The following is a 24,999-nucleotide window of genomic DNA, read 5'->3' on the forward strand; positions in this document are numbered from 1 at the left end:
CTTCTGTAACGGATATCGCGCATCATTCTATCTCCTTATTCCATGAAGTATCATCTGAAAAAGCCCTTCACCGTGCTTTTTCAATGCTTTTATTTCGCCGGAGAGGTAGGAAAGCATGGCTCCCCTGATGCAGAAAAGAACGACATCTGCAGTCTCATCACAGTCAATCTTTTTAAAGACGCCGGCCGCCATACCCCGTTGCAGGATATCCCTGATCAGCTGCTTCTGGAACCGGAAAAAAACCTTTTTAAGGGGCTTTTTGAGGGCCAGATCATGCTCCTTGATATTGGTCGAAAGCATTTTCGTCTTCCTGAGCGCATGCTCCATATAGCTGTCGATGATGGACTTCAGAGCATCAAGCGGTTCTCTGGTTCTGACTCTGTCGGTGTCTTTGCAGAAGGCGTCCATCTGTTCCCGCATGAGCCCTGTATACAGCTCTTCCTTGTTTCTGAAATAGAGATAGATGCCGCCGATACTTATGCCCGAGCGGAGCGCAACTTCGCGTATCGTAGTCTTTGCATACCCTTTCTCGGCAAATACCTCACCGGCGGCATCGAGGATGCGCCTCTTTGACTGATCTGCGGTGCGACGTTTCACGGTGGTCTTCCCGGCCTTAACGGACATCTTGAGACGCCCCCGCTTCGAACCGGTTCAGACGATGTTCAAAAAAATAGTTTGCTCCCTGATAATAACTGATCGCCTCCTCCAGCAGCCCCTGATCAGGGGCTGCAGTCCTGGACTTCTTCGTCTCCCGGTCGATCTGGTAAATGCCGCTTTCCTTCTTCACGTCGAGGATGACAAGCCGGTCCTGTTTCAGATACCCGAGTTTTTCATAGGTCCCGATAAAGGCCCGTTCCTGCTGCGGGGACATCCTGAATATATCCTTGCCGAAGAACCGGGAATGATAACTGATATTAAGCAGGCCCATAACGGTCGGCGCAATATCGATCTGGCTTGCGAGCCTGTCGATGCCCTGAGGGGCAAGATGCGCCGGAGAGAATATAAAGAGGGGGATTTCATACCGTTTCACCGGCAGCGACGACTTACCGGCAGAATTTGCACAGTGGTCTGCCACGAAAACGAAGATCGTATCGTTGAACCAGGGCTCTTTCGCGGCATCCTGCAGAAATTTACCGATTGCATAATCGGCATACATTACCGCGCCGTCTCGCCCGGTATGGGACCGTATGCTGATCCTTCCTTCGGGGTAGGTATAGGGCCTGTGGTTTGAGGTTGTCATGATCAGGCCGAAAAAGGGCCTGCGATTTTCATATGATGTACGGAATTCCGCCAATGACTTGCGGAAAAGGTCTTCGTCACTCACACCCCAGGCATTCTCAAAAATGATCTCAGACTTTGAGAAGTCCGCCCGGTCAATAATACGGTCTACACCGTTATGGCTGAAGAAATAGTTCATATTGTCAAAATAACCGTATCCGCCATACAGGAACTTTGTGTCATAGCCGAGGCTTTTCATCAAGGCAGGCCAGGAAAAGAGGCCCTCGTTGTTTTTGCGCTTCAGCATCGATCTGCCGGGCGTTGGCGGCATAGAGAGGCTGACTGCCTCAAGCCCCCGGTCGGTCCTTGTTCCGGTCGCATGCATATTCGTGAAGAAGACGCTCTCCTTTGCGAGGCGGTCAAGATTCGGGGTGAGCCCTTTGCTGTTGCCGAAGACCCCAAGATATTCAGCGCTCAGGCTTTCCTCCACAACGACCACGACATTCAGTCTTTTCTCTGCGCCGTTCGTACGGAGCCTTCTTGTAATGTCGAGGGGATCATCATTCAGAAAAACCGCATTTTCTTCCTGCAGCAGGGTTCTCAGATTTCTAAAAAGATCCCTGTCCTCCAATGATGCATAAAAAGCGTTGTAGTTAATCTTGTTGTTCCTGAAGGCCGAAAAAAGACTATAGATACCATTGGAAGCAAGCTCGTTGGCATAGGTATTTGAGGATATATGCGACAGAGGCAGACTCACAAACACCGTAGTAACCACCGGTATAATGAAAAAAAACGCTCCTTTTTTCAGTCTCTGGCCCAGGCTGCTCTCATGAGCAGAGGCAAGGTGGAGTCTTCTCCGTATCAGGAAAACGGTCAATGCCGCTATGACAGCAATGGCCGAAAAGAGCGGGACCACAGGATATGATTCAATGATATTCTGCACAACCTCATGGGTATAGATAAGATAGTCTACCGCAATGAAGTTGAACCTCACGCCAAACTCGTCAAAAAAGAAATATTCAGCAACGCTGCTGAATATAAAAACATAGGTCGTAAGAAAGACGGCAATAAACATGGCAATACGGTGCAGCCTGCTGCGATACAGCCGGTCAGGCAAGAAAATCAGGTAGATGACAAAGGGGAGCGCGACATATCCGGCCGTCACAAGGTCGAACAGAAAACCGACACCGTATACTTTCAGGAGAAGCAGCGGGTTTGCATCAAGCAGGCGCAGGCTCTTTACCATGAGGACGACGCGCGTGATAAAGGATAGGCCAAGAAACGCAGAAAAAAAGACGCCCAGGATAAGAAAACGACCCGGCTCTTTCCTGGTGCAGCCGCCTGAGCCGTTCTTGTCTTCCGATTCTACAATGGGGGTTGCCGGGTGATTCTGCATATCTCTTTATCGTTCCAATCTGCAATTAGAGTGCGGGCTGCGAAGAGATGAACGTCTGTTCACATGAACTCCTGTTTATTATCGCGTCAGATGTGCGCTTCTGTCAAGCTTGATCCGCAACGCTGCGAAAAGACCGGGAACGCTCATAGCGATGTCAGCGACTTCTTATGGACAGATTCGTAGACTGTGCTATCATTTGTATCAAGGTTAAGAAAAGATAAATTGAAAACAGGTAGACAGAAGATTAAGGCATCGACAGGCATGTTCGATACTATTCATAAAAAACTTATTCTGCGGCTTGCTGTTGCGTGGTTTATTCTGTCAGTTGTCGCAGGCGCGGTAAGCTACTTTGTTGAGCATAAAAAGATAGATGATTTTGTCATCGGCCTGGCTGAAATTGAGTCGAGAAAATTTATTGCTGATGAGATGACGTATCTTGATGATCTCACGCCAGAAAATGTTGCCATTTTACGCCAGAAGAGTCAGGAGCACCTTCTGACCGGAAGGTTTTCAGTAATTGAATTTTATGATAAGAGCAAAAAACAGGTTATCGAGCTTGCCCGCGAAGATACGGAAAAGATCGAAGATAGAATGAACCTTCTCAAGCATGACCGTCTCATGAATGAGATCATACAGTATGAGAACTTCTATATTGATGACCAGATGTTCGTAAGGGTGTTGAGCCCGTTAAAGACAACAGACGGAAGAATAGTCGGCTATTTTGAAGGTGCCTACCGGGTAGAGCCCAGAATCGTGAAAGACATACGAGAACGCGTGCTGTTTTCTCTGATACAGGTGGTAATGACGGTTCTGATCTCCACCGTAGTCTTGTATCCTGTTATCATTGCCCTCAATAAAGGGCTGATTAAGTATTCCGTAGACTTGTCCAGTGCTAATCTGGGAATGCTGGAGGTGCTTGGCAGTGCAATTGCCAAAAGGGATAGTGACACAAATGATCATAATTATCGTGTCACGATCTATGCGGTCAGGCTTGCGGAGGCAATGCATTTAAAAAGAAAAGAGATTCAGGCGCTGATTAAAGGCGCATTCCTGCATGATGCGGGGAAGATTGCAATAAGCGACAACATCCTCCTTAAACCGGGCAAATTGACTGAAGCAGAGCATGATATTATGAAAACTCACGTTGAACACGGTGCAGAGATCATTGGAAGTTATGTCTGGCTGCAGGACGCAGAAGAGGTGGTTCGTTATCATCATGAGAAGTTTTCAGGAGATGGGTATAAAGATGGCTTGAAAGGCAGCGCAATTCCTGTTGCTGCTAAAATATTTGCAGTAGTTGATGTATTTGATGCCCTGACCTCAAAACGCCCCTACAAGGAGCCATTATCTTTTGAGGATTCAATGCGCCTTATACGCGAGGAGCGGGGGAAGCATTTTGATCCTGTAATCCTCGATGTGTTTAGCGACATTGCCTGGTCCATTTACTCAGAAACTCATAAAGTGGAGGGAGCATATATGAGGGCGACGGTGCAAGAGCTTATAAGCAGATACTTTGGTTCTGATATCCTTGTCAAAATCTGAATTCACAGGGGAATAGAGTCATATCCCTTCCAAATTGTGATATAATTTGCACGGAAGTTATGATAATGCAAGACGGTAATTCAAAAGAGGCATTCCCGTTCAAACAGCTCTTATCGGGCGCACTTCTCATGTCAGCTTTGCTTTTCAGCGCCTGCGGCGGCGGTTCATCATCCAGTCCCGAGTCTCCCACATCCAGTCCCGAGTCTCCCGCATCCAGTCCCGAGTCTCTGCTGAAAACATTTCAGACCAGCTTTGAATCAGTTGACGATTTCCTGGGCTTTTATATTGTCCCGCAAAATCATATGAAGTCTGCTTCTCATGATCTGTCGTCTGAGAAGACGCGCTCCGGCAGCTATTCTCACAAAGGCTGGATTTATGCCGCAAATCCACCCAGCACACCAACTCAAAATAATAACCATCGGGCGTATCCAACGATTCAGCTCTATAAAACAGCCGGCGGCGCATTTAAGACCCCGGTAGTAATCGAATTCTGGGTCTGGCTGGATGTGAATCTTTCTCCCGGAGAATGGGTCAGTTTTGCGACGCTGGACCACACTACCTCTGACAGCTGGGATGCTGTCCTGGTAAATTTGAGCGATCAGGGCTTTGTTCATCTTATGCATGTGCCCTATACCGGCCAGGGGGAACGTACCTTTCAGACTTCAACGATTACGTTTCCCATGAAACAGTGGGTAAAACTTACAATATCTCTTCATTTCGACAGCGAACACGGCTATGCCAGGGTCTGGCAGGACGATCAGCTGGTTTCCGAGGCCGAGGTAAGGAGAGGCAATGGCTTTCTTACCCAGGCACATTTCGGGCTCTATGCCCCGCCATCATTGTCAAGCGGCGTAATATACAATGATGATTTAATGATCAGAGAGGAGTGACAGGTAGTCCCGGACTTTACCGCGGACGCGGCTGATCGCAACGATCATCGATGCTGCCATATCCTCTATGGCAGGAAGCGGGTTTTGACAAAGAAATGGCAGAGCGCATCGTAGCCTCTTTCAAATGGAAGAAAGGGACGCATAACCAGCCGAATGCAGGCGACAGAAAATAGCCGCGCCTGAATCGTTACGTTAACGCAAAATGCGAAGAAGAAATATTAAGGTAATTAAACGTATTCATTTAAGAGCAGCGTCAATACTTCTGCTGCTGGTAACACTTGCATCTGCAGCTTCAACCGCCGATAATCTTCCCCGCTCAGGGACGGTAAAAGGAATTATCGAACGGACAGAATCAGATAATGAGGGGCTATTTTCCATCTGGATCATTGTAGACGGCCGCATGCATGAGTTCCTGAGTCGTGAGGCCAGGGTTACAGACTGCTCTGCCGAAGATATTTCAAAAGGCCAGCATGTCCGGGTCAGCTTCAAAGACCGTGAGCATAGCGAAATGGACGATTTCTTTACCGCAAAGGCCCTGACAATCAAGGTTATCCGACCGGGGACAACAGCCGCCCCTAATGGCGAGGCTGTTGTCGAATACCGGCTCGAGTCAATGCACGGACAGGAACCTTCCAAAACCTTTCAGTGGAGAGACGGTTCCAGGTCTGTGAAGACGGAGACCCAACCCTTCATGGCAATCTCCGATTTTCGTGTCGCCAGGACTGTCCCGACCGGCCGCAATTCGCCGGGCAACTACAGCGTTGAGCTGATTCATACGAAGTCCGGGGCGAAGAAGTTCAGAGAAGTCGCAGACAGGGACCGGCAGCGCCAATTCTCCATACTGGTCGACAGCAGGATCGTCCAGTCCTATGCCTTCCCACCTGCACAAAAGAAGGTCTATGACCGCGGCACAACACTCTACGGTCCATTCACGAAAACCGAAGCAGCGTCCCTTGCGCGCAGAATAAACGCCTCAATCCGTGCGCAGAGTCGCAGTCTGGTTAAATGAATCAGCAGAAGGCCCTGCTGCTCAGCTGCCTGCCTTATGGGAAGCCTGCAGGGGGCTCACCGTTTAAATTGAGGCCGCTCTCGATAAAATGTCTTGAATATTTCATATCGGTTCCGAGGATATGGTTTTGGAGCCATTCTTTCAGAAAATGCAATATTTCCATTGTAAGCACAAAGCTGACGCCTTCCACTCTCTCTTTTAAATCAAGCGCCTTAAGGGTAAATTGTTCGTGCTCGATCTTATGAGATTGATAACCGGGGAAATTGAAGCTCTGCATATACCTTTCTTCTGTCACAAAATGGTCATTCGCATAATGTACCATCTCAATTATTATTGTTTTTTGAGCTTCACGCCCCTTGTTTGAAATCAACGCCTGGTGTAACGTGTTAATCATTTTAATCAGCGTTTTATGCTGCTCGTCAATTTCCTTTACCTTGACACTATACTCATCCGACCACTTCAAATAAGACATTATAATTTCACCCTCCTCATTTCTTACTATTCTGCCCTTTACATAATTATGCCGCAGTACCAAGGATCATCAACCGGATATTCAGCTAAAGCTTAGCATGCTTCTTTTCTGCCAAATACTGTAATTTTTTACCTATATTTGAAAGCGGGGCTTTCTTCGTGCAATACTATAAAAGTGTTCCAGGCGTGCTGGATGCTTTATGACAACAGATGAATAAGAGGGACCGATTATGCATACGGATGAATACGGTATTACGCTTTCGCGGGAAGTAAATATCTGCAACAGGAAGCTGAAAGAAATCAGACTATTCCTTGCAAAAATGGAGGAGAAATACCATATGAAGACAGATGCATTCATCGGAGAATGCACGGGCACCGAACATAAGGATAACAGGGATTTTGCGGAATGGAAGGAAAATCATGAAGCCCTGAAGACCTGGATGCAGTTGAAGGAACAGTATGATGAAATCTACCGCAACATGCGTTGATCCGGTATTTCAGCGCTGACGGGCAGTTATTTTTTATAATATTTCGCATATAATTTTTTTGCGCAGTCCGGACATACACCATGACTGAATTCCGCCTCAGAACGCTCACGAATATAGCATTCAATCTGCTGCCAGCACCCCTTGTCATCTCTGATTTTCTTGCAGGAAGCACAAATAGGAAGAAAGCCGCTCAATTGTTTGACCTTTGTAAGGGCATCCCGCAATTCGGAGATAAGCGTTCCCCTTTCTTCCTCCAGTTTTTTTCGCTCACTAATATCCCGGGCAATATGGATACTGCCAACCACATTACCGCCTGAATCTGTCCAGGGCGACGTTGTGACCAGGAACCATCCCCCCAGGTTTTTCTCATAACCCTCTGTCGTATGGATGGAGCCGTCTTGTAATGTTTTGGTATGAGGACAAGAATCGGCAGGGCATCCTTTTTCATGCACTGCCTCATAGCATGTTGTGCCAATACAGTTTTCTCTCATAAGGCCTAAGCGCTCGGACATGGATTTATTGATCCGAACAATCCGATAGCTGCGGTCTAAGATACAGACCGCATCAGGAATCATATCGAACAGTTTGTCCCAATTCTCATCGGGCGCAAACAATGCTTCCCCTGCGCTCTTGCTGTTATTTAAAGCCATCTCAAAAATACCCCATGTATTTTTTTGGGGTCTGACCGTCAAGGCAGAGACCGCACGGAATACCGTTTGGTCTCTGCCTTTTTGCGGATAACCCCTGCATCATCTGCCGGAAAAATCAGTGCCCGCTTGGGAAAAAGGTGGTGCTCACCCAGTACAGGATCAAAAGCAGGCCTGTTCCCAACCCCACGCTCCAGCCGATAAGCTGTTTTTCGATCGGGAGCAGGGGCTCATACTCAGCGTTCATTTTTTCCAGCTCATTCGAAAGATTCGGTTTTTCTGCCATGGTTATCTCCTTTTGCGACTATAGATTAATTATCCTGTTATATGACCGGCGGCTTCACGCCATGGAAAAATAGCCATGAAATACCAAGACCGACCCATATAATAAACCCGAACAGGCAGAGGATATATACTGCTGCCAGTTTTCCGATGCCTTCTTCCCAAAGCTTTTTGAAGTTCGACACAATACCGATGGTAAAGAAGGTGAGCACAAAAAACATTACCCGAAACACGTTGCCTTCGCTGGTGGCCGCGCCGGCTGCTGCCATGGTCTTCTTTGGCTCCCTGATCGAGGTCTCAAGCTCTTTGATCCTGTCCTTTGTTGCAGCTATTTTCCCGTTAAGCGCAGTCAACTCTGCAGGGTCTGTTGTCTTCGGCAGCTGCTTTTCGACTGAGGCGATCTCTTCCCTGGCCGCCTTGATCTGTTTGTCTACGGGACTGATGGCGTTGGCTGCAGGCCAGCAGATTGCCAAAACCAGAAAGAAGGTGAAGGCGTATCCGATGACGAATTTCGGAAAGCGATGCCAGATCTCGATAGCCTGGATTTTCTGGCCCGGCTTGCATTCAATCTTGGTGCACCAGATAATGGCCAGGATGAATGCCCAGATGCCGATGAAGATGTCAATAAACATCTTGACCGTGGTAGCCGTCATGGTTATCCAGTCTGCCTTGTAATTGATCCCTTCCATTTCGAGGGCCTTGGCCCTGATGAGCGCATCGGTAATGGCGCCGCTTGCTACTGCACCTCCATCGGTCTTGACGGCAAGCCCCATCCACGCACCTGCCACCAGCGGCTCGCTCCAGAGCATCGCCTGGGCAATAAAGGGCAGAAGGATCATCTCCACGACCGCAAATATGACAACAAGGGAGGAGACCATAATTGGAACCACCGGCCTTGCCCTGATAGCGCCGCCAGTCGCTATGGCAGCTGACACGCCACAGATCGAAATACCTGACGCCAGTGGGGCCGCCCATTCCCTGCTGAACTTGAAATACTTCCGGGCAACAAAATATACAACGGCCCAATAGATCAGGTAGGCCTCAATAATCGCGCAGAGTCCGCGGAACATGACGTTTGTTGCCAGGCTCATGGATTCAGCAGACTTCAGGCCAAGGCCGGCGCCCATAATAACAATGGCAGTCTTAATGTAGAGTTCAGGACGCGATGCCTCCTTCAACATCCCGGAGAGTTTCGGGAAGAAGTTTCCGACAACGAGTCCGGCAAGGAGAGCGATAATAAACCCGGCTTCACCGGTCAGGCTTAACGCCCAGGGTATATTAAAGTTTTTCAGCTGATTTTTTGTTGCTGCAATATAGGCATAATGGCCGCAAAACCAACAGAGATAGCCTATCCAGAAAACTATCGTAAAACCGACAGCGAACTTTCCTACGTTTGTGCCCAGCAGTTTGGCTCCAGCTCCCATGACCACCAGCATGGCGAGGTAGGTCAAAAGGATTGAGACAAACCCTGACATGCCTTTCCTCTCAAACTTGTCCCCGGCTTTAAGGGTGCTGGTATCTTCTTTAACCGTTATGGTTTCTTCTTTCCCATCTGACTTTTTAAGAGTGATTTTCTGCCCGTCAATCTTTACAATATCACCCTTCACTGCCTGAAGATTTTTTGCCACCGGCCCCATGGCTTTCGCAGGGTCGGTCCATACTTTTGTATTTATTCCCCATCCCAGAAGATCGACCCCCCCGAAGCTACCGAGAGAGAGGAGAAAAATAAAGAGACCGAGGAACAGCGATAACCAGTCCTCACTTATACCACTCTTTTTCCCTTCCATTTGCTGCCTCCTTTTTGGTTCTTTTCTGTCACCATCCGGCCCCCACCCTCTTTCATTCGGCAGTCTGATTCACCTCCTTCTTCCGAACATAAAGAAGAGCCGGCATGCCCATCTGCTTATGTTGTATCCCGGATATCATCGTCGATAATTATGGATGAGCAAGGAGGGTGCCATGATACAGAGTGATTTAATTACAAAGAGTTGTACTGTTCTTCTGAAAAAAAACGTTCCCGCGCGGGAACAAGGGGAAGAGGTTCACGTTCCCAGGAGGGAACACAGGCAGGCTATATGAAGCAGTTCATTGCATAGTCTTGCATTATTCGATTCCGATTTCTTTTATTTTTTTCCATAGCACCTTTCTGCTTATGCCAAGCCTCTCGGCTGCCTCGGTCTTCTTTCCCCCTGAGTCGCTGAGCGCTCTGATAATCCGCTGCTTTTCAAAGCATCTGATGCTCGCCTCAAGGGAAAGGTCTTCCGCATAACAGGCTGTCTTGTCGGAAGTCCCGGACATCTCATCAGGAAGGTCCTTCACCTGGATGGTATCATCCTTGCCAAGAACAGCTCCCCGCTCCACCGCATGCTTTAGCTCCCTTACGTTACCTGGATAATCATAGGAAAGGATAGTATCATATGCCGCCTGAGATACCTTGAGGCCCGGCTTGTTGAATTTGGCTCTGAAGTAAGCGAGGAAGTGGTCGACAAGATGCGGGATATCTTCTTTCCTGTCCCTCAGGGGAGGCAGAGAAATAGGCACGACGTTGATGCGGTAGAAAAGGTCCTCCCTGAATTCCCCCGCTTCTACACACTCCTTCAGGTTCCTGCGCGTTGCGTAAATACTCCGGACATTGACCTTAATCGGAGAATTGCCGCCTATCCTCGTGACGTTGCTGTCCTCCAGTATCCTCAGCAGCTTGGGCTGCAGCGTAAGCGGGATATCGCCGATTTCATCGAAAAAGATCGTCCCTTCATCAGCGAACTCGAACTTGCCCTTCCTCATTTCTGAAGCACCGGTAAAGGCCCCTTTCATATGCCCGAAAAGCTCAGACTCGAATAAGGCCTCGGGGATGGCAGCACAATTTATCTTGATAAACGCCTTATTGTTCCTGCGGCTCAGCCGATGGATCGCATTTGCCACGAGTTCTTTCCCCGTACCGCTTTCTCCCCGAATCAGCACCGGCACATCCGTATCGGCAACAGCGGTAATGCGGTCGAATACATCTTTCATGAGAGGACTGCTGCCTATGATATCCCCGAACTCGACCCGTTCCCTCAACGTTTCCCTGAGGAAAATAACCTCATCTTCAAGCTTGCGGAAATTGAAAAATCTTTCTATGGAAATAAGAAATTCGTCATTTGAAAAAGGCTTGGCAATGTAATCGAAGGCCCCCTCCTTCATGGCCTCAACAGAACCCTTTATTTCGGCAAATGCGGTAATAATAATAACTCCTGAGGCAGGGCAGGCCTCCCTGGCCTTTCTGAGCACGTCAAGACCACTCCGATGCGGCAGCCGGAGGTCTGTAATGATCAGGTCGAAGCTCCCTTTCTCAAGAGCCATAATCCCTTCCGCACCGTCAGCGGCTAGGGTGATTGCATAACCCTGTGAGGAAAGAAAATGTTCCATGCCAAGCCGCATGATCGGATCATCTTCGACAATAAGAATCTGTTTTTTCATAACGCCACCGGCAATTGTATGGTAAACGTGGTCCCATATTCCGAAGTTTCAACTTTTATCTCTCCACGGTGCTGCTCTATAATGGCCTTACTTACCGAAAGACCGAGGCCAGTGCCCTCGCCGACTCCTTTCGTCGTATAGAAAGGATCAAATATCTTCTGGAGCACCTCCGGAGATATGCCTTTCCCTGTGTCGGAAACGGATACGAAACACCAATTTGCCTCATGACGCGTCCTGATCGTGAGCTTGCCTCCCACCTCCATAGTCTGAGCAGCGTTGATAATCAGGTTGAGGAAGACCTGTTCCAGTTTATTCGCATCCGCCGGAAGATCCGGCATGTCCGATGCCAATTCCGTAACTACCGATATCTCCTTGCCCCTGAGGGTATATCCCACAAGGGCAAGGGCATTTTCGATAATACCGTTAATCCGGGCCGGAGCAATACAGAGAGGCGCATTTTTCGCAAAGTCCAGGAGATGTCTCACTATGCTCTGTATCCTGAGGAAGCCGGTATTGATTACCTCGATATGCTTGACCCTCTTTTCTTCATCCATCTCGGTATTCATAAGATTGTTGAAACAGAGTTGTATCCCGCCAAGGGGATTGTTTATCTCATGCGCTACACCTGCCGATAATTGTCCCAAAGCCGCAAGCTTTTCGGTCTCCATCATCTGTTTCTCTATTTCAGCAGTCTTTCTCAGTTTCTCGTGCGCCTCCATAAGGTGTTTTGCCAGCATATTGAACGATCCGGTAAGGTCACCGATCTCATCTGCGCGCGTGCTTCTTATTTCTCTTCCGAGAGGCTCTGACCCCTGCGCAATGTTCCGGAAGATGCCGGAGATGCGGTTGAGCGGGTTGGTCACAAGGTGCCTGAAGGTCGTGTACAGGGCAAGGAACAGAAAGGAGAGCGTGCCCAATCCAAAGATAAAAGCATCAATCGAGATTTTCTTTGCCTGCGCAAGGGCCTTATCCAGGGGAATGGAAATAGATTCCAGACCAATCAGTTCTCCTGCTTTCCATCCGAACTTGCCCGTCTTGCCGTATTTTTCCAAAATACCGTGCGCTGCCGCAGCGACTTCTCCATGGCAATGCAGGCAGTCCTCTTCAGAATAAAGAGGCCGCGAATAAATAAGGTATTCCTTTCCTCCCACCTCTTCCCTGCCGTGCCTCTCTGCAACATCTCTGTGCTGTCTGAAATAATTCATCATTGTAAGATCAAAGACATCTGCGGTATTTTCAGGGTTCAGCGGCCTGTCAGAAACTCTTTTGTAGGCATAGTCCGGGAGATGGCGGGTGAACTTTTTCATGACCTGAAGATTGACGTGAGTCGTTGACATGGCTTCGACCACAAAATCATCTTTCGTGTGAAGCTTCGAAAAGATTTCGAACATGCGGGGCCGCAACGACTCCTTCACATAGTCACCCAAAGCGCGCACATGGGTCATGATGATGGTCGTTTTGTTTTCAGCCTCATTAATGACCTGGGCCCTCAGGTAGTAATAGAGCACCGTAGAGAATAATGCACAGAACAGAAGAAGAATGATTCCGACAAACAGGCTGAAACGCAAACTAAGACTGAACATATTTATTTTCATGCCCGTATTGTATCACAAGCTGGTCTGGCTTCCCGATAGCGGGAGGGTCAGCCTTTCAGGCGCGATAGTCTAATTTTGGATTCGAAGGAATAAGCCCTTTTTCCATCGCAATGGCAACGGCATGGGTCCTGTTCTGCGCATCGAGTTTCTTGATGATATTATAAATATGAAAATTCACCGTCCGCTCCGTAATTTTCAGGATTATTGAAATATCCCACGAGCTTTTCCCCTTTTTAAGCCACCAGAGTATTTCCTGTTCCCTGGGGGCAAGAAGCAGGCCTTCCACCGGATTAAAAGTTATCTGCCGAGCCCACCCCTCCGGCTGCACAGCTGACAGGATTGCGCTGACATCCTCCAGCAGCAGGAAGGCGCATTTTCTGCTGCGGCAGAGGAAGGGGGATGCAGTCACCAGAAGGTAGATCTCTTCGACCCTGTTGCTGCGGCAGATCTCGACCACGGCCAATTCACGGTATACCCTGCTGGAATTGATGGAATCGTTAACCAGGGTTCGGATGACGCAATTTTTGCAGGCAAGGGTAGTCCCACAGCCCCCCGGTCCCTCAGAGGCATGAACACACTTCAACGCCTCGCCCCCCTTAAGGACGCTTACATGCCCTTTATGCAGCCCCAGTTTGCGGGCAGTGCAATTCCAATGCAGAAGTTTTACGTCTTCGTCAACAATAAATGCCGGGGCAGGTATGGCATCAAAGATCTCACCAATAGGCATATCTTCAAAAAACTTATCGGACATCTGTTCATCCATACCGTTGCCGGACGACCTCCTCAGCCTGTTCAATTTGATCCATCGTGTCAGCGTCAATAACTCCAGTCAGTATTGATCCCAAAAAACGGCTTTGTGCCAAGTTCAATATCACCTCCGGTAAGACGTATGGAAACCTCTGAAAACCCTTTTATTACCGAGTTCCCGCAACCGCTCTAAAGACTGAATTCGCATGACACCATGCCGACAGAGCATGGCCATCCTGAAGCCCATTCAGGTCTCCCGAAGGAGTCGATTACGTGAAATGCCTCACACGACATGTGAAATGCCTCACCAGAAATATCGGATTATAATACTATCAAATAGGGAGAAAACTCATGCTGTTACTTCTTACAGTTGCAATCATTATATCAAATTGTAATTATAAATCATAGGGAATATGCAAACTTAATGATAATAGCTATGCGGTAATTAGATTATGATTAAAGTAATTTAAGTGAATCAGAACATTTGTCCTCGTTTAGAATGCGTCAAATAACGCAGCAAAGGGAGGCTTTTGAAAGGGAGGTTTCATTAGTGATCAGGGCAATTTTAAGTGAGGGCATTTCAAAAGCGTGGATGAGGCTATATATCGAGCTCCTGGCCGCGTTTATAGTCATCGGAACATGCAGCCCCTCAGAAGCAGCGAATCAAACACAGGCCGGAACAATATCGGCGTGTGCCGCAGATGAAACATCTATTCTTGTCCGGATGCCCTACAGGGGCGACGACAACGTCAACAACACCTATACCGTTGAATACAAGGCATGCAATGAAGAGTCCTTCACTCCCTGGTCATCGGCAGCTCATACCGTCAGCCCCTATAGCACAACCATATTCGGGCTCTCTCCCAATACCTGCTACAGCATCAGGGCGACTTACAACGACCCTGACGGGATCACCGGCACTGCCATTCAGACAATAAAGATCTCCTCGACATGGGACAACACGATGCTCCATAACAGCAACCGTTTTCCCAACACAACGAAATGGTCAGGCGTCTGGGGCACTCAAGGCACAGGCCAATACGGCCAGATTGTATGTGCGACTTGCCATACAAGGACAACAGCCAACATCAAGCGAGTAAAAGACACGGTAATTGTTGCTCCTGATACCCCTGCGCACAGTTTTCCGGCTCAAGCAGGTGGACTGGGGCCTGACTTTCTGAGCACAATAGCACCAAGAGGATTTGGTGATGATACCGGGGGGCATGCCGTTTCACAAAAAATATGCGAGGTCTGCCACAGTCAGAACAAATACCATAACTATAACACGGCAAACAATACCGGCGACCTCAGCCACAACAACAATACAGACTGTATCGTCTGCCATAAACACATGTCTGGGTTTGCGTCTTCATGTTCTGACTGCCACGGCAATCCTCCGGTTGTCAATTCCCATAGCGGACCTGATGGGCTGGCATATACCCCTGCTACCGGGTCTGTTACTGCTGGGGCGCACAACGTGCATACCGCGAAGTCAGTGGCATGCAGAAACTGCCATTATAGCAGCGCAGGCACAGGTGCCACGCACCGGGACAGCGCAATCACACTGGGCTTTTATCTCTTTGGGGGGATATACCAGGGAGGAGCATACAACGGCCAGACTACGGCAATTTACAACGCTACTTCCACTTCCCCTGCCACCGTAGTAACAAAGACAGGAGCAAAGACATGCAGCAACATTTATTGCCACGGCAACTATCCCGGCAGCGGCAGGAATGCTACGCCTGTATGGGACGGAACCGTGATTTGCGGTTCCTGCCATAATGCATCAAACACAACTGATCCCGGCACCGGAAAACACGGCAAACATGCAAGTTCAGATTATTATGAGTTTAAATGCACCCTATGTCATAAAGATATTGTTGGAGGAACATCACCTGCCGGTTATACGATCACAGACCAGAGCAGGCACGTAAACGGCTATGTGGACTATAAATTTGATACAACTGATCCAAGGGTTGGCGGAGGCGCATACAGTATAGCCACCGGGACCGCAGCCCCGACAAATGGGACCACGCCTCGGGCTTTTGGGAGTTGTAATACTATCTACTGCCATTCAAATGTTCAACCAGAGGGTGGAGTGGGTGGACCTTCGAGTTATTCCAATCCTTCCTGGGCCTCTACCGGCACTGCTGCATGTGGTTCATGCCATGCAGGAGGACATGGAGCGCTGATAGGGACCGGCAGTCATTCAGCGCATCTTGCCTATGCCTTTACGACATCTGATACGTATAAATGTGCCATATGTCATTCATGGGACCAGTCGCAGTCATTAAGCTGTTCAAGTTGCCATAATTTTTATGCAGTTCCTGAATATGCAAAACATGCCAATTATAAAATCGAGGTTGTATTTGATCCTGCCTTTAACAGCAGCGCTTCATACGGCAAAAGCCCATCGTTTACCCCGGGAACAGGATACAGTAACTGTTTTAATACTTACTGCCACAGTAACGGCACATCGGTCTCAACCAGCGTTATCCCTTCCAATGCATCGCCGAATTGGGGCTCAGTCGCTTTGACATGCGCAGCATGCCACGGCTATCCGCCCTCGTATGCGCAGGATGAGCCAAAGTCTAACAGCCACGCGGCTCATTTGTCGTTCAACCCGACCTGTAATCTCTGCCACTACCCGACCACAACGAACGGCAGCACGATCACGAGCACGGTAAATCATGTCAACGGGACCTATAATGTGGCACCTGACACATCGGCAGTCTTCAGTTGGGGCGGCGTATCCCCGGTAAATGTGAACTTCACCTACGCATACGATACCAGCGGTGGCAGGTGCAGTAATATCTCCTGCCATATCGCAATGGGCTACGGCCCGAATAAAACCTGGGGCGACGTGGGATTAAGCGTTGATTAGTCCGGGAGCTTCGGCCCAGGCGGCTATGAGGTGCAGTTTACGGGCGGAGTCTCCAACGGAACTCCTCTCTACACCTACCTGTGGGACTTCGGAAACGGGACAAGTTCGATTGTCCATCTCAAAAACTGAATTGTCCTGGTAGCACTTATACTGTCAGGTCAGACTGTTCGCTCTGCTTTGCCGGCCTTGAATGTCATATATTTCTTTAATATACCATCAAATCTGGTGCAGACCTGCTGTCATTTATTACAGCTATTATTACGATCTCAATCTGTAATGATAATTACAAGATGACCTGATAAATAATATGGCGATGTTTGGTGCGCAGAAAGGCAAAAAAATGGATAACAATCATCCCTTAGTCATTGCACTAAAGAATTTGACTCATGACCTTAGATTATTTATCGAGTTGTCATTGCAGGAGACTGATGCATCATGGGAAGAGTGGCTGAGACTCATTTTAAAAGAAGGCGGCGATAAATGCTGGGAAATGAAAAAGTGTTCAAAAAAGGACTGTCCTGCTTATTTAAACGCCGATGTCCGGTGTTGGCTGGTTGCCGGAACCTTGAGCGGGGAAGAAGCACAATGTGAATTTGCCGTGAAATATAAACACTGTACTGAGTGCGGTGTTTATAAAGAATCAGTTTTTAAGGACCCTGTTACCGAGACTTACGAGCACGTTGTCACCCTGATACATAGTCTGCGATTAACGCAGGACAAGCTAAAAGTCATGGCAGTCAGAGACCCTCTGACAGGCGTCTTTAACAGGAATTATTTCAATGAAATGATAGCCAATGAAATTAACAGGACAAGGCGCTACGGTCAGAGGTTTTCAATCGTTATTTTGGATATTGATAACTTCAAGCAGATAAATGACGACTATGGTCATTTGATCGGCGACTGGATATTAAGGGAATGTGCCTTGATCCTCGGCATGTCAATCAGATCCTCGGATCTCCTTGTCCGTTTCGGCGGGGACGAATTTCTGGTCGTTACACTGGAAACCGATCTAAACGAATGTCGCTCCTTGATTTCCCGTATTCATGAACGTCTGTCAATCTGGAACAGAGAACATAACAACCCTTATTATGGTTTATCGGTAAGTATCGGCTGTTCTCTCTTCGATCAGGGAAAAGACTTAATGGAGGTAATACAAGAGGCAGACTCCCGCATGTATCAGAATAAATTAAAACCGAAATTCTAAAATTACCATAAAAAAAGGCCGGTCATTTCTGACCAGCCCTTGTTATCTGTTAAGAAGTAATTACTTCTTTGCAGGTGCTGCAGGAGCAGGAGCTGCCTTTGCAGGCTCAGCCTTCTTCTCCTCAACCTTCGGAGCGTCAGCCTTTGCGTCAGCCTTCTTGGCCTTCTTAGCCTTCTTAGCCTTCTTAGCTGCCTTCTCGTCAGCCTTTGCGTCAGCCTTCGGAGCGTCAGCCTTCTTCTCCTCAACCTTTGCAGGAGCCTTTGTGTCAGCTGCCTTTGCAGGAGCCTTTGTGTCAGCCTTCGGTGCATCAGCTGCAAAAGCTGCTGTCACTGCGAATGCGAACATAAGAGCGATGATCAATGCTAATACTTTCTTCATGGTATTCACCTCCTTCATTATTAAATTAAACTTATATTTCAAAGTTTCTGGTTACACTAATATGCAATGCTGATGCCAACACTTACAACATGATCAATAAATTTAAATAATGATTTAATATTAGCAGGTTATATTCAATATTTTTTTGTGCTCATCTGATAAAAAGGACATCTAAGATTATAACTTTATCTCTTTTAGGAAATTTCTCCTCTTTTCGGGAACAAATCGTATCTGTCACATCTTGCGATTGCTGTTGTTGCAGAAAGGGGGGGGGGAGGAGCCTCCAGGGGGGTGGAAGCTCCTCTCTTTTGAGGAAGCCTTATAATCCTTGCTGCTGTATTTGTTGCCCTGGCCTTCTGAGAAATGCCGGCAGGTCCATCTCTTCCTCATAGGCAAAGATGTCGCGCGGCATGGAAGGCTCAAGACTGTAGTTCAAACTCTTGGCCAGTATTCTGTCAGATGCCTTCAGAGAGGCCGGTTCACGCATTACGACCGACTTTATCTCTTTTACTTCTTCTTTAGGCGCCCACTTTGGGATTTCCGGCAGTTCAACCTTCTGTTTCCTTTCATCAAAACCGGTAGCAATCACCGTTACCCTGACCTCGTCGCTCATATCAGGATCTATGACAGCGCCTAATATTACGACGGCATCTTCATGCGCATTGTCATAAATGTATGATGCGGCTGCCTGTATGCCGTCGTGGGAGAGTTCAAGTCCACCCGTAATATTGATAAGAATGCCTTTAGCACCTTCGATAGACGAATGCTCCAGGAGCGGGTTGGAAATGGCCTTCTTTGCCGCTTCAAAGGCCCCGCCCTCGCCTTTGCCAGTGCCTGAGCCCATAACAGCGCGGCCCATGCTCTCCATGACAGTTTTCACATCCGCAAAGTCCACATTTATAAGACCGGGCACGAGGATAATGTCAGAGATGCCCTGCACTGCATGCCTCAGCACATCATTGGCAATCGAAAAGGCCTTGATCATAGGGGTTCCCTTTTCAACAACAAGACTTATTTTGTCATTCGGGATTACAATCATGGTATCAACGCAGTTTGCAAGGTCTCTGATACCTTCCTCCGCATTCTCTTTTCTTCTTTTGCCTTCATAAAAAAACGGTTTGGTCAGGATGGCGACCGTCAGGGCTCCAATCTCCTTTGCGATGCTTGCAATGACCGGTGCAGCTCCGGTGCCTGTGCCTCCGCCCATACCTGCAGTAATAAAGACCATGTCGCAGCCGTCGAGCATTTCCATAATGGCTGCCCGGTCTTCAAGCGCTGCCTGCCTGCCGATCTCCGGGTTCGAGCCTGCACCCAGGCCCTTGGTGGACTGCTTGCCGATCTGCACCTTGACCGGCGCAAGAGATGATTCAAGCACCTGAAGGTCAGTATTGACCGCAATGAATTCGACTCCGTGCATATGCGATGCAATCATGTTATTGATGGCATTGCCGCCGGCTCCACCCACACCCACAACCTTGATCTTGGCGTTCTGGCCTCTTACCTCTTCGATTTCAAACATACGATACCCCCTTTTTCTTTTTCTGAAATAGTTCAAGGAAATCCTTGTATCCGAATGCATTCTTTATCTTCTCCGCCGCTGCCGCCAGCAGACCGGAGGTGCTGTCATGGTGTGGTGCTGTCTCCTCTACACTCCGGGCCGCATATGCGACAAGACCGATCGCTGCAGCATATGCGGGTATCCTCAAAGCATTCTTCAGGCCGGGCATTACGTTTGGAAGCCCTACGCGTACAGGCATTGAGAGGACCGATGCCGCAAGACCTGCGATGCCGCCCAGAAGAGCAGTCCCTCCGGTCAGTACTACTGAACAGGCCACCGCATCAACCGCATGATACATGCCGATCTCTTCACTGACCATCTCAAACAGCTCTTCGCATCTCGGCTGAATAATAGCCGCAAGCTGCTGCCTGCTCACCTTCTGTGGCTGCCCGTCCTGCCTCAGCAGTTCTATCGTTTCCAGTCCGGAAGAGGCACTGACAGAGACAAACCCAGCAGCCTTTTTGATCCTCTCCGCCTCAGCAACACTCACCTTCAGGCCTACGGCAAGATCGTTCGTGATATGCAGGCCGCCGATGCCAAGGACCGAAGCATGCACCATCGCCCCGTCCCTGAAATAGGCAATATCTGTTGTGCCTCCCCCGATATCAATCAGGAGCGCACCCTGGTCGATTTCATCAGAGGTGAGCACTGCCCCGGCAGTTGCCACCGGCCCAAACACGATATCGAGGACTTCAATTCCTGCCTGTTGGCAGGCCCTTGCAAGATTCTGCACTGACGGCGAATTGGCCGTAATAATATGCACGGTTGACTCAAGCCTTACGCCAGACATGCCGACCGGGTCAGTGATTCCACCCTGGCCGTCAAGTATGAACCCCGTGGGAATCACATGAAGCACCTCGCGGTCCAGCGGCATATAGACGGTCTTTGCAGATTCTATGGCGCGCATTCTGTCAGAAGCGGATATTTCCCTGCCCTGAAGACCGATAAGTCCGGTGCTCGGCAAGCCCGTAATATGGCGGCCGGTAATGCCGATGACAGCAGAAGCGATCTTCATGCCTGTTGCAGACTCCGCCTCATTGACTGCAGCACGGATGGAATTGGCAGCCTCTTCGATATTGACCACAACACCCTTTCTGAGCCCCCGGGAAACCGTTCTGCATGAGCCAAGGACCCTTGCACCCTTATCCGTTATTTCAGAAACAATCAGAGAAATGCTGGTTGTGCCGACGTCGATTGCGGCCAATATCATCCGGCTCATCTGATAACCTCGTTAACCGGTTTTACGATGGCTTTTTTTGCAAACCTTAGATCTATGTACGCAACAGGGATATGCCTTTTGCCTATCTCCTGCTCTATCTCGCCGAGCCTCGTCAGTTTATCTTCGTGCTCACCTGCGCCGACTTTCACATGAACGCCATCAAGATTTGCAGCCACCTCATTGGGCTGATGGGCAATGATCTCGATACGCTGCTTCTTCTGAAGCACGCCCATGTTCTTGATCACCTTTGCCAGATTGACCGCTTCCCTGAAGGCCTCTTTCTCGTTGTAGGGATCACTCATGATCACCGGCAGAAACGGTACGGAGTTGTCCTTCAGTTCCTCGAGCATCCTGCCCCTGTCATCTACGATAAACATCCTGCCCTTCATGTCGAGCAGCGCAAAAGGCTCTGTCTCCCTGATGCTGATCAGAAGCTTCGAGGGATATTCCTTGCGTACTGCTGCCGCCTGTATCCAGGGCGACTCTTTCAACTTTTCATATACCTTCCGGCTCGACATGGTCAGGAGACTCTCATCTGATCTGATTCCGCCGATATTTTTCAGTTCATCGTCAGTCAGGTGCTCATTGCCGGCGAGTTCTACGGTCCTCATTTTAAAGACAGAAGGCACGGCATGAGTAAAAAAATAGAGCAGACCGCCCACTGCCAGAAGCGGAATGACGACAAGCAGAATAATCTTCAACTTCGCCATGACAGCATCAAACCGCTTGAGCATGTTCTGCGAGCCCTTTCTGCCAGACGTATTTCCCCTGCTGCTTTTTATACTCTTCCGGGTCTTCATCAGTCTCCCAATATCCGACGGATAAGCTGAGGAAACTCAAGCCCTGCGTTTTGGGCGATCTTGGGCAGGAGGCTGGTCTCTGTCATGCCGGGGATCGTATTTACTTCAAGTACATACGGATTATTCTTTCGGTCGATGATCAAGTCCACCCTCGTTGCGCCTGAGCAGCCAAGCGCCTGATGCGCCGCCAGCGCAGCCTTCTCCGCATGGTGATACGTCTTTTTGTCAAGCTCCGGCGGAAAGATATACTGAGTGCGGCCAGCCGTATACTTTGCCTTATAGCTGTAAAATTCGTCGGAGGGCCGCACCTCTACCCCGCCGAGGACCTTGTTGTCAAGGATCGCTATCTGCACTTCCTGGCCCCTGATATACTTTTCTATCAGCACGGTGTCGCCATATTCAAAGGCCTTATTCAGGGCCTTCTGATAAGATCTGGCATCCTTGACGATCTCGACCCCGACGCTGGACCCCTCGGTTGAAGGTTTTACAACCACCGGCAGCTTCAGGCCGCGCAGTGAGGCGTTCTTCATTGATCGCTCTATGATCGAAAACGGAGGAACCGGTATCTGGTGATAAAGAAAGATCTTCTTCGATGCAACCTTGTCCATGGCAAGGGATGACGCCAGCACGCCCGAGCCGGTATAGGGAATGCCCATGATCTCGAGCATGCCCTGGACAGCGCCGTTTTCTCCATGTCCGCCATGAAGCGCGATGAAGACCTGCTCGATCTTCTGCTTCTTCAGCTTTGCATAGAAGTCACCTTTTGCATCTATGGCAACCACGTTGTATCCGATTGACTTCAGTGCCTTAACCACGGCCTTTCCGCTTCTGAGCGAAACTTCCCGCTCTGCCGACAGGCCTCCAAGGAGAACACCGATCTTATTCTTCCTCATCGTTATTTCCCTCATCATCCCTTCCCCATTATCCGTATTTCAGGCTGAAGCGTTACATGGAACCTCTCCATGACTTTTACAGAGACTTTATCCATAAGTGAAAGATAGTCGTCAGCCCTGCCTGCTCCGCGGTTCACAAAGAAGTTTGCATGCAGGCTGCTCACCTCGATCTCACCGCTTCGCATGCCCTTGCAGCCTGCCTCATCGATCAACTTTCCGGCCGACAGGCCTTCGGGATTTCTGAAGACGCAGCCTGCGGATCGCTCCCCTATCGGCTGAGCCGACTTCTTCTGCATGAAATAACCGTCTGTACGTGCCGCCACAGCCACGGCATCGTCTTTCCCTACACGCAGGTTTGCGCTCAGCACAATGTCGTCAGCCGGGATGCTTGAAGTGCGGTACCCAAACCCAAGGTCTTCCGGCTTGACCCGTTCAAGAATGCCGTCAGAGCGCAGAATTACGACAGATATCAGGAGATCTCTCATCTCGCAGCCATACGATCCGGCATTGCCGCATATCGCGCCGCCAACCATCCCGGGTATGCCGGTAAGACCTTCGATGCCTGCATATCCCTTTCCCCTGCAGAAGTTCACCAGTTTCTGCAGCGGCACGCCTGTCTCGACAAAGAGCTCGGCATGGTCATCTGTTTCATCAATGATCTCTATCCGGTCAAAAACCTTGAACTTGATCACAACTCCTTCAATGCCCGCATCTCGTACCAGGATATTCGTGCCTCCGCCCAGAGGGAGAAAAGGCATCTTCAGCCTGCCAAGGAGCATAACGATGTTCTTCAGCGACACCGGATCTGCAGGACTGACAACAACATCAGCCGGCCCGCCGATGGCAAGACTGGTATGCTCTTTCATGGAAGCATTAAAAGCAACTTCTCCCTGATAATAGCCGCTGAAGGTCTTATTCCACTCAGTCTGACTAATCAGCATGAAGCCTCTCCACCATCGATTCTCCCAACTTCCAGACATCGCCTGCGCCGAGTGTCAGAAGCAGATCGCCTTCCTTTAACTGAGCGGCAAGGTACTGCATCGCCGCTTCCCGGTCCGCGAAGCACGATACACTCTTCTGTCCCTTCTCCTTGATCTTTTCCGCAAGCAGTTCAGAGGTAATCCCGGGGATCGGCTTTTCGCTTGCCGGGTAGATATCGAGCAGGACAAGAACATCAACGCCCTGGAACGAGCCTGCGAACTCGTCCATCAGGTCTGCAGTCCGTGTATAGCGATGAGGCTGAAAGACCACGAAGAGCCTTCCCCCCGCTGGCAGATGCTGCATATTCTCCTGGGCTGCAGAGAGGGTCGCCTTGACCTCGGTGGGATGATGGCCATAGTCGTCGTAGACCTTCACGCCTTTTGCTTCGCCCTTGAACTCAAACCTTCTCTGGATACCGCTGAAGGAGCTGAGAGCCTCTTTGATCGCTGCAGGGTGCATCTTCAGCTCCAGGGCTACACCGATGCAGGCCAGGCTGTTCAGCACATTATGCCGGCCCGGTATCGGCAGCGTAAACGTGCCTGCATCGGCATGCTGAAAGGTCACATCAAAGGTCGTTGACATGAACCCCTTCCTGATATTCGATGCATAAATGTCAGACGTCTCAGACATGCCATAGGTGAAGAACCGCCTGTGCACTGAAGGGATAAGCTCCCTGATATGTTCGTTTTCATTGCAGATGAAGGCTGCGCCATAAAAGGGTATCTTGTTGATAAAGGCAAGAAAGGCCTCTTTCAGGCTCTTCATCTCCTTAAAAAAATCCATATGCTCCCTGTCTATGTTCGTTACGACTGCAATCGTGGGTGAGAGCTTCAGAAACGAGCCGTCGCTTTCATCAGCCTCTGCAACCAGGAACTCACCCCTGCCCAGACGTGCGTTCGATCCGATGCCTTTGAGTTTGCCGCCGATAATGATCGTGGGATCAAACCCTCCGTGGCCCAGAACGGTTGAAATGAGCGAGGTGGTCGTTGTCTTTCCGTGTGCGCCGGCAATGAGAACGCTGTATTTCAGGCGTGCAAGCTCTGCCAGCATCTCTGCGCGGGGGATAACGGATATGGTGCCGGCTTTGGCAGCAAGCACCTCGGGGTTATCAAACGAGACTGCAGAGGATACGACCACAACATGGGCACTGCCAATATTTTCAGCCCTGTGGCCAATCGAAATCCTGATACCCATTGCCTGAAGCCGTTTCGTTGTCTCCGATTCCTTTACATCTGAGCCGGTCACCTCATACCCGAGATTCGCGAGCACTTCAGCAATGCCGGACATACCAATGCCGCCTATGCCGACAAAATGTATGGTCTTGTATCTCTCAAACAT

At 49.3% G+C, this 24,999-nt stretch carries 23 protein-coding genes; 7 read left to right on the plus strand and 16 right to left on the minus strand.

The features are described 5' to 3' along the window. Nucleotides 1-27 precede the first annotated feature (27 nt). Together HZB31_12160 and HZB31_12165 are read right to left on the minus strand one after the other, a co-directional pair. Nucleotides 28-597: a TetR/AcrR family transcriptional regulator gene (locus HZB31_12160; GenBank protein ID MBI5848675.1), complete on the minus strand. Its 570-nt coding sequence runs from the start codon at nucleotides 595-597 to the stop codon at nucleotides 28-30. Between the two features lie 16 nt (nucleotides 598-613). After that, nucleotides 614-2,614: a sulfatase-like hydrolase/transferase gene (locus HZB31_12165; protein MBI5848676.1), complete on the minus strand. Its 2,001-nt coding sequence runs from the start codon at nucleotides 2,612-2,614 to the stop codon at nucleotides 614-616. A gap of 222 nt (nucleotides 2,615-2,836) precedes the next feature. Here HZB31_12165 and HZB31_12170 point away from each other — a divergent pair, with 222 nt between their 5' ends. From HZB31_12170 to HZB31_12180, 3 genes are all read left to right on the plus strand, one after another. Continuing rightward, nucleotides 2,837-4,156, plus strand: a complete 1,320-nt coding sequence (locus HZB31_12170; GenBank protein ID MBI5848677.1) for an HD domain-containing protein — start codon at nucleotides 2,837-2,839, stop codon at nucleotides 4,154-4,156. A gap of 65 nt (nucleotides 4,157-4,221) precedes the next feature. Next, nucleotides 4,222-5,046 (plus strand): polysaccharide lyase, encoded by an 825-nt coding sequence (locus HZB31_12175; protein MBI5848678.1) that lies wholly within the window; start codon nucleotides 4,222-4,224, stop codon nucleotides 5,044-5,046. 202 nt (nucleotides 5,047-5,248) lie between these two features. Continuing rightward, nucleotides 5,249-6,055, plus strand: coding sequence for a hypothetical protein (locus tag HZB31_12180; GenBank protein MBI5848679.1), 807 nt, complete (start codon nucleotides 5,249-5,251; stop codon nucleotides 6,053-6,055). Between the two features lie 34 nt (nucleotides 6,056-6,089). Here HZB31_12180 and HZB31_12185 read toward each other — a convergent pair whose 3' ends face one another. Beyond that, nucleotides 6,090-6,527, minus strand: coding sequence for a hemerythrin family protein (locus tag HZB31_12185; protein ID MBI5848680.1), 438 nt, complete (start codon nucleotides 6,525-6,527; stop codon nucleotides 6,090-6,092). Between the two features lie 229 nt (nucleotides 6,528-6,756). Here HZB31_12185 and HZB31_12190 point away from each other — a divergent pair, with 229 nt between their 5' ends. Continuing rightward, entirely contained in the window at nucleotides 6,757-7,014 is a 258-nt protein-coding gene (locus tag HZB31_12190) for a hypothetical protein (GenBank protein MBI5848681.1), read from the plus strand. Nucleotides 7,015-7,040: 26 nt separating this feature from the next. On the opposite strand, the gene HZB31_12195 is transcribed toward HZB31_12190, so the two are convergent. From HZB31_12195 to HZB31_12220, 6 genes are all read right to left on the minus strand, one after another. Next, nucleotides 7,041-7,664, minus strand: a complete 624-nt coding sequence (locus HZB31_12195) for a PAS domain-containing protein (GenBank protein ID MBI5848682.1) — start codon at nucleotides 7,662-7,664, stop codon at nucleotides 7,041-7,043. A 115-nt stretch (nucleotides 7,665-7,779) separates the two neighbouring features. After that, complete coding sequence (locus HZB31_12200) at nucleotides 7,780-7,947, minus strand: hypothetical protein (protein ID MBI5848683.1); 168 nt, start codon at nucleotides 7,945-7,947, stop codon at nucleotides 7,780-7,782. A gap of 37 nt (nucleotides 7,948-7,984) precedes the next feature. Further along, nucleotides 7,985-9,730: a putative sulfate exporter family transporter gene (locus HZB31_12205; protein MBI5848684.1), complete on the minus strand. Its 1,746-nt coding sequence runs from the start codon at nucleotides 9,728-9,730 to the stop codon at nucleotides 7,985-7,987. A gap of 316 nt (nucleotides 9,731-10,046) precedes the next feature. After that, complete coding sequence (locus tag HZB31_12210; GenBank protein ID MBI5848685.1) at nucleotides 10,047-11,402, minus strand: sigma-54-dependent Fis family transcriptional regulator; 1,356 nt, start codon at nucleotides 11,400-11,402, stop codon at nucleotides 10,047-10,049. Next, nucleotides 11,399-12,997: a DUF3365 domain-containing protein gene (locus HZB31_12215; GenBank protein MBI5848686.1), complete on the minus strand. Its 1,599-nt coding sequence runs from the start codon at nucleotides 12,995-12,997 to the stop codon at nucleotides 11,399-11,401. The genes HZB31_12210 and HZB31_12215 overlap by 4 nt, the downstream gene beginning before the upstream one ends. A gap of 55 nt (nucleotides 12,998-13,052) precedes the next feature. Next, complete coding sequence (locus HZB31_12220; GenBank protein ID MBI5848687.1) at nucleotides 13,053-13,748, minus strand: helix-turn-helix transcriptional regulator; 696 nt, start codon at nucleotides 13,746-13,748, stop codon at nucleotides 13,053-13,055. Between the two features lie 546 nt (nucleotides 13,749-14,294). Here HZB31_12220 and HZB31_12225 point away from each other — a divergent pair. From HZB31_12225 to HZB31_12235, 3 genes are all read left to right on the plus strand, one after another. Beyond that, entirely contained in the window at nucleotides 14,295-16,628 is a 2,334-nt protein-coding gene (locus tag HZB31_12225; GenBank protein MBI5848688.1) for a CxxxxCH/CxxCH domain-containing protein, read from the plus strand. A 30-nt stretch (nucleotides 16,629-16,658) separates the two neighbouring features. Next, complete coding sequence (locus tag HZB31_12230) at nucleotides 16,659-16,757, plus strand: hypothetical protein (protein ID MBI5848689.1); 99 nt, start codon at nucleotides 16,659-16,661, stop codon at nucleotides 16,755-16,757. Between the two features lie 178 nt (nucleotides 16,758-16,935). Continuing rightward, nucleotides 16,936-17,832: a GGDEF domain-containing protein gene (locus HZB31_12235; GenBank protein MBI5848690.1), complete on the plus strand. Its 897-nt coding sequence runs from the start codon at nucleotides 16,936-16,938 to the stop codon at nucleotides 17,830-17,832. A 60-nt stretch (nucleotides 17,833-17,892) separates the two neighbouring features. On the opposite strand, the gene HZB31_12240 is transcribed toward HZB31_12235, so the two are convergent. From HZB31_12240 to HZB31_12270, 7 genes are all read right to left on the minus strand, one after another. Beyond that, nucleotides 17,893-18,210 carry a hypothetical protein gene (locus tag HZB31_12240; GenBank protein MBI5848691.1) on the minus strand — a complete coding sequence of 106 codons (318 nt, stop codon included), beginning with the start codon at nucleotides 18,208-18,210 and terminating at the stop codon, nucleotides 17,893-17,895. A gap of 319 nt (nucleotides 18,211-18,529) precedes the next feature. Beyond that, nucleotides 18,530-19,729, minus strand: a complete 1,200-nt coding sequence (gene ftsZ / locus HZB31_12245; GenBank protein ID MBI5848692.1) for a cell division protein FtsZ — start codon at nucleotides 19,727-19,729, stop codon at nucleotides 18,530-18,532. Beyond that, nucleotides 19,722-20,987, minus strand: a complete 1,266-nt coding sequence (gene ftsA, locus HZB31_12250; GenBank protein ID MBI5848693.1) for a cell division protein FtsA — start codon at nucleotides 20,985-20,987, stop codon at nucleotides 19,722-19,724. The genes ftsZ and ftsA overlap by 8 nt, the downstream gene beginning before the upstream one ends. Then, a complete protein-coding gene (locus HZB31_12255; protein MBI5848694.1) occupies nucleotides 20,984-21,787 on the minus strand; it encodes an FtsQ-type POTRA domain-containing protein in 804 nt (267 codons plus the stop codon). The genes ftsA and HZB31_12255 overlap by 4 nt, the downstream gene beginning before the upstream one ends. After that, complete coding sequence (locus HZB31_12260) at nucleotides 21,787-22,695, minus strand: D-alanine--D-alanine ligase (protein ID MBI5848695.1); 909 nt, start codon at nucleotides 22,693-22,695, stop codon at nucleotides 21,787-21,789. The genes HZB31_12255 and HZB31_12260 overlap by 1 nt, the downstream gene beginning before the upstream one ends. Then, a complete protein-coding gene (gene murB, locus HZB31_12265; protein ID MBI5848696.1) occupies nucleotides 22,695-23,621 on the minus strand; it encodes a UDP-N-acetylmuramate dehydrogenase in 927 nt (308 codons plus the stop codon). Before murB ends, HZB31_12260 begins: the two co-directional genes overlap by 1 nt. Further along, nucleotides 23,611-24,999, minus strand: coding sequence for a UDP-N-acetylmuramate--L-alanine ligase (locus tag HZB31_12270; protein MBI5848697.1), 1,389 nt, complete (start codon nucleotides 24,997-24,999; stop codon nucleotides 23,611-23,613). Before HZB31_12270 ends, murB begins: the two co-directional genes overlap by 11 nt.

The sequence above is a fragment of the Nitrospirota bacterium genome (assembly GCA_016235245.1).
Taxonomy (GTDB): domain Bacteria; phylum Nitrospirota; class Thermodesulfovibrionia; order Thermodesulfovibrionales; family UBA6898; genus UBA6898.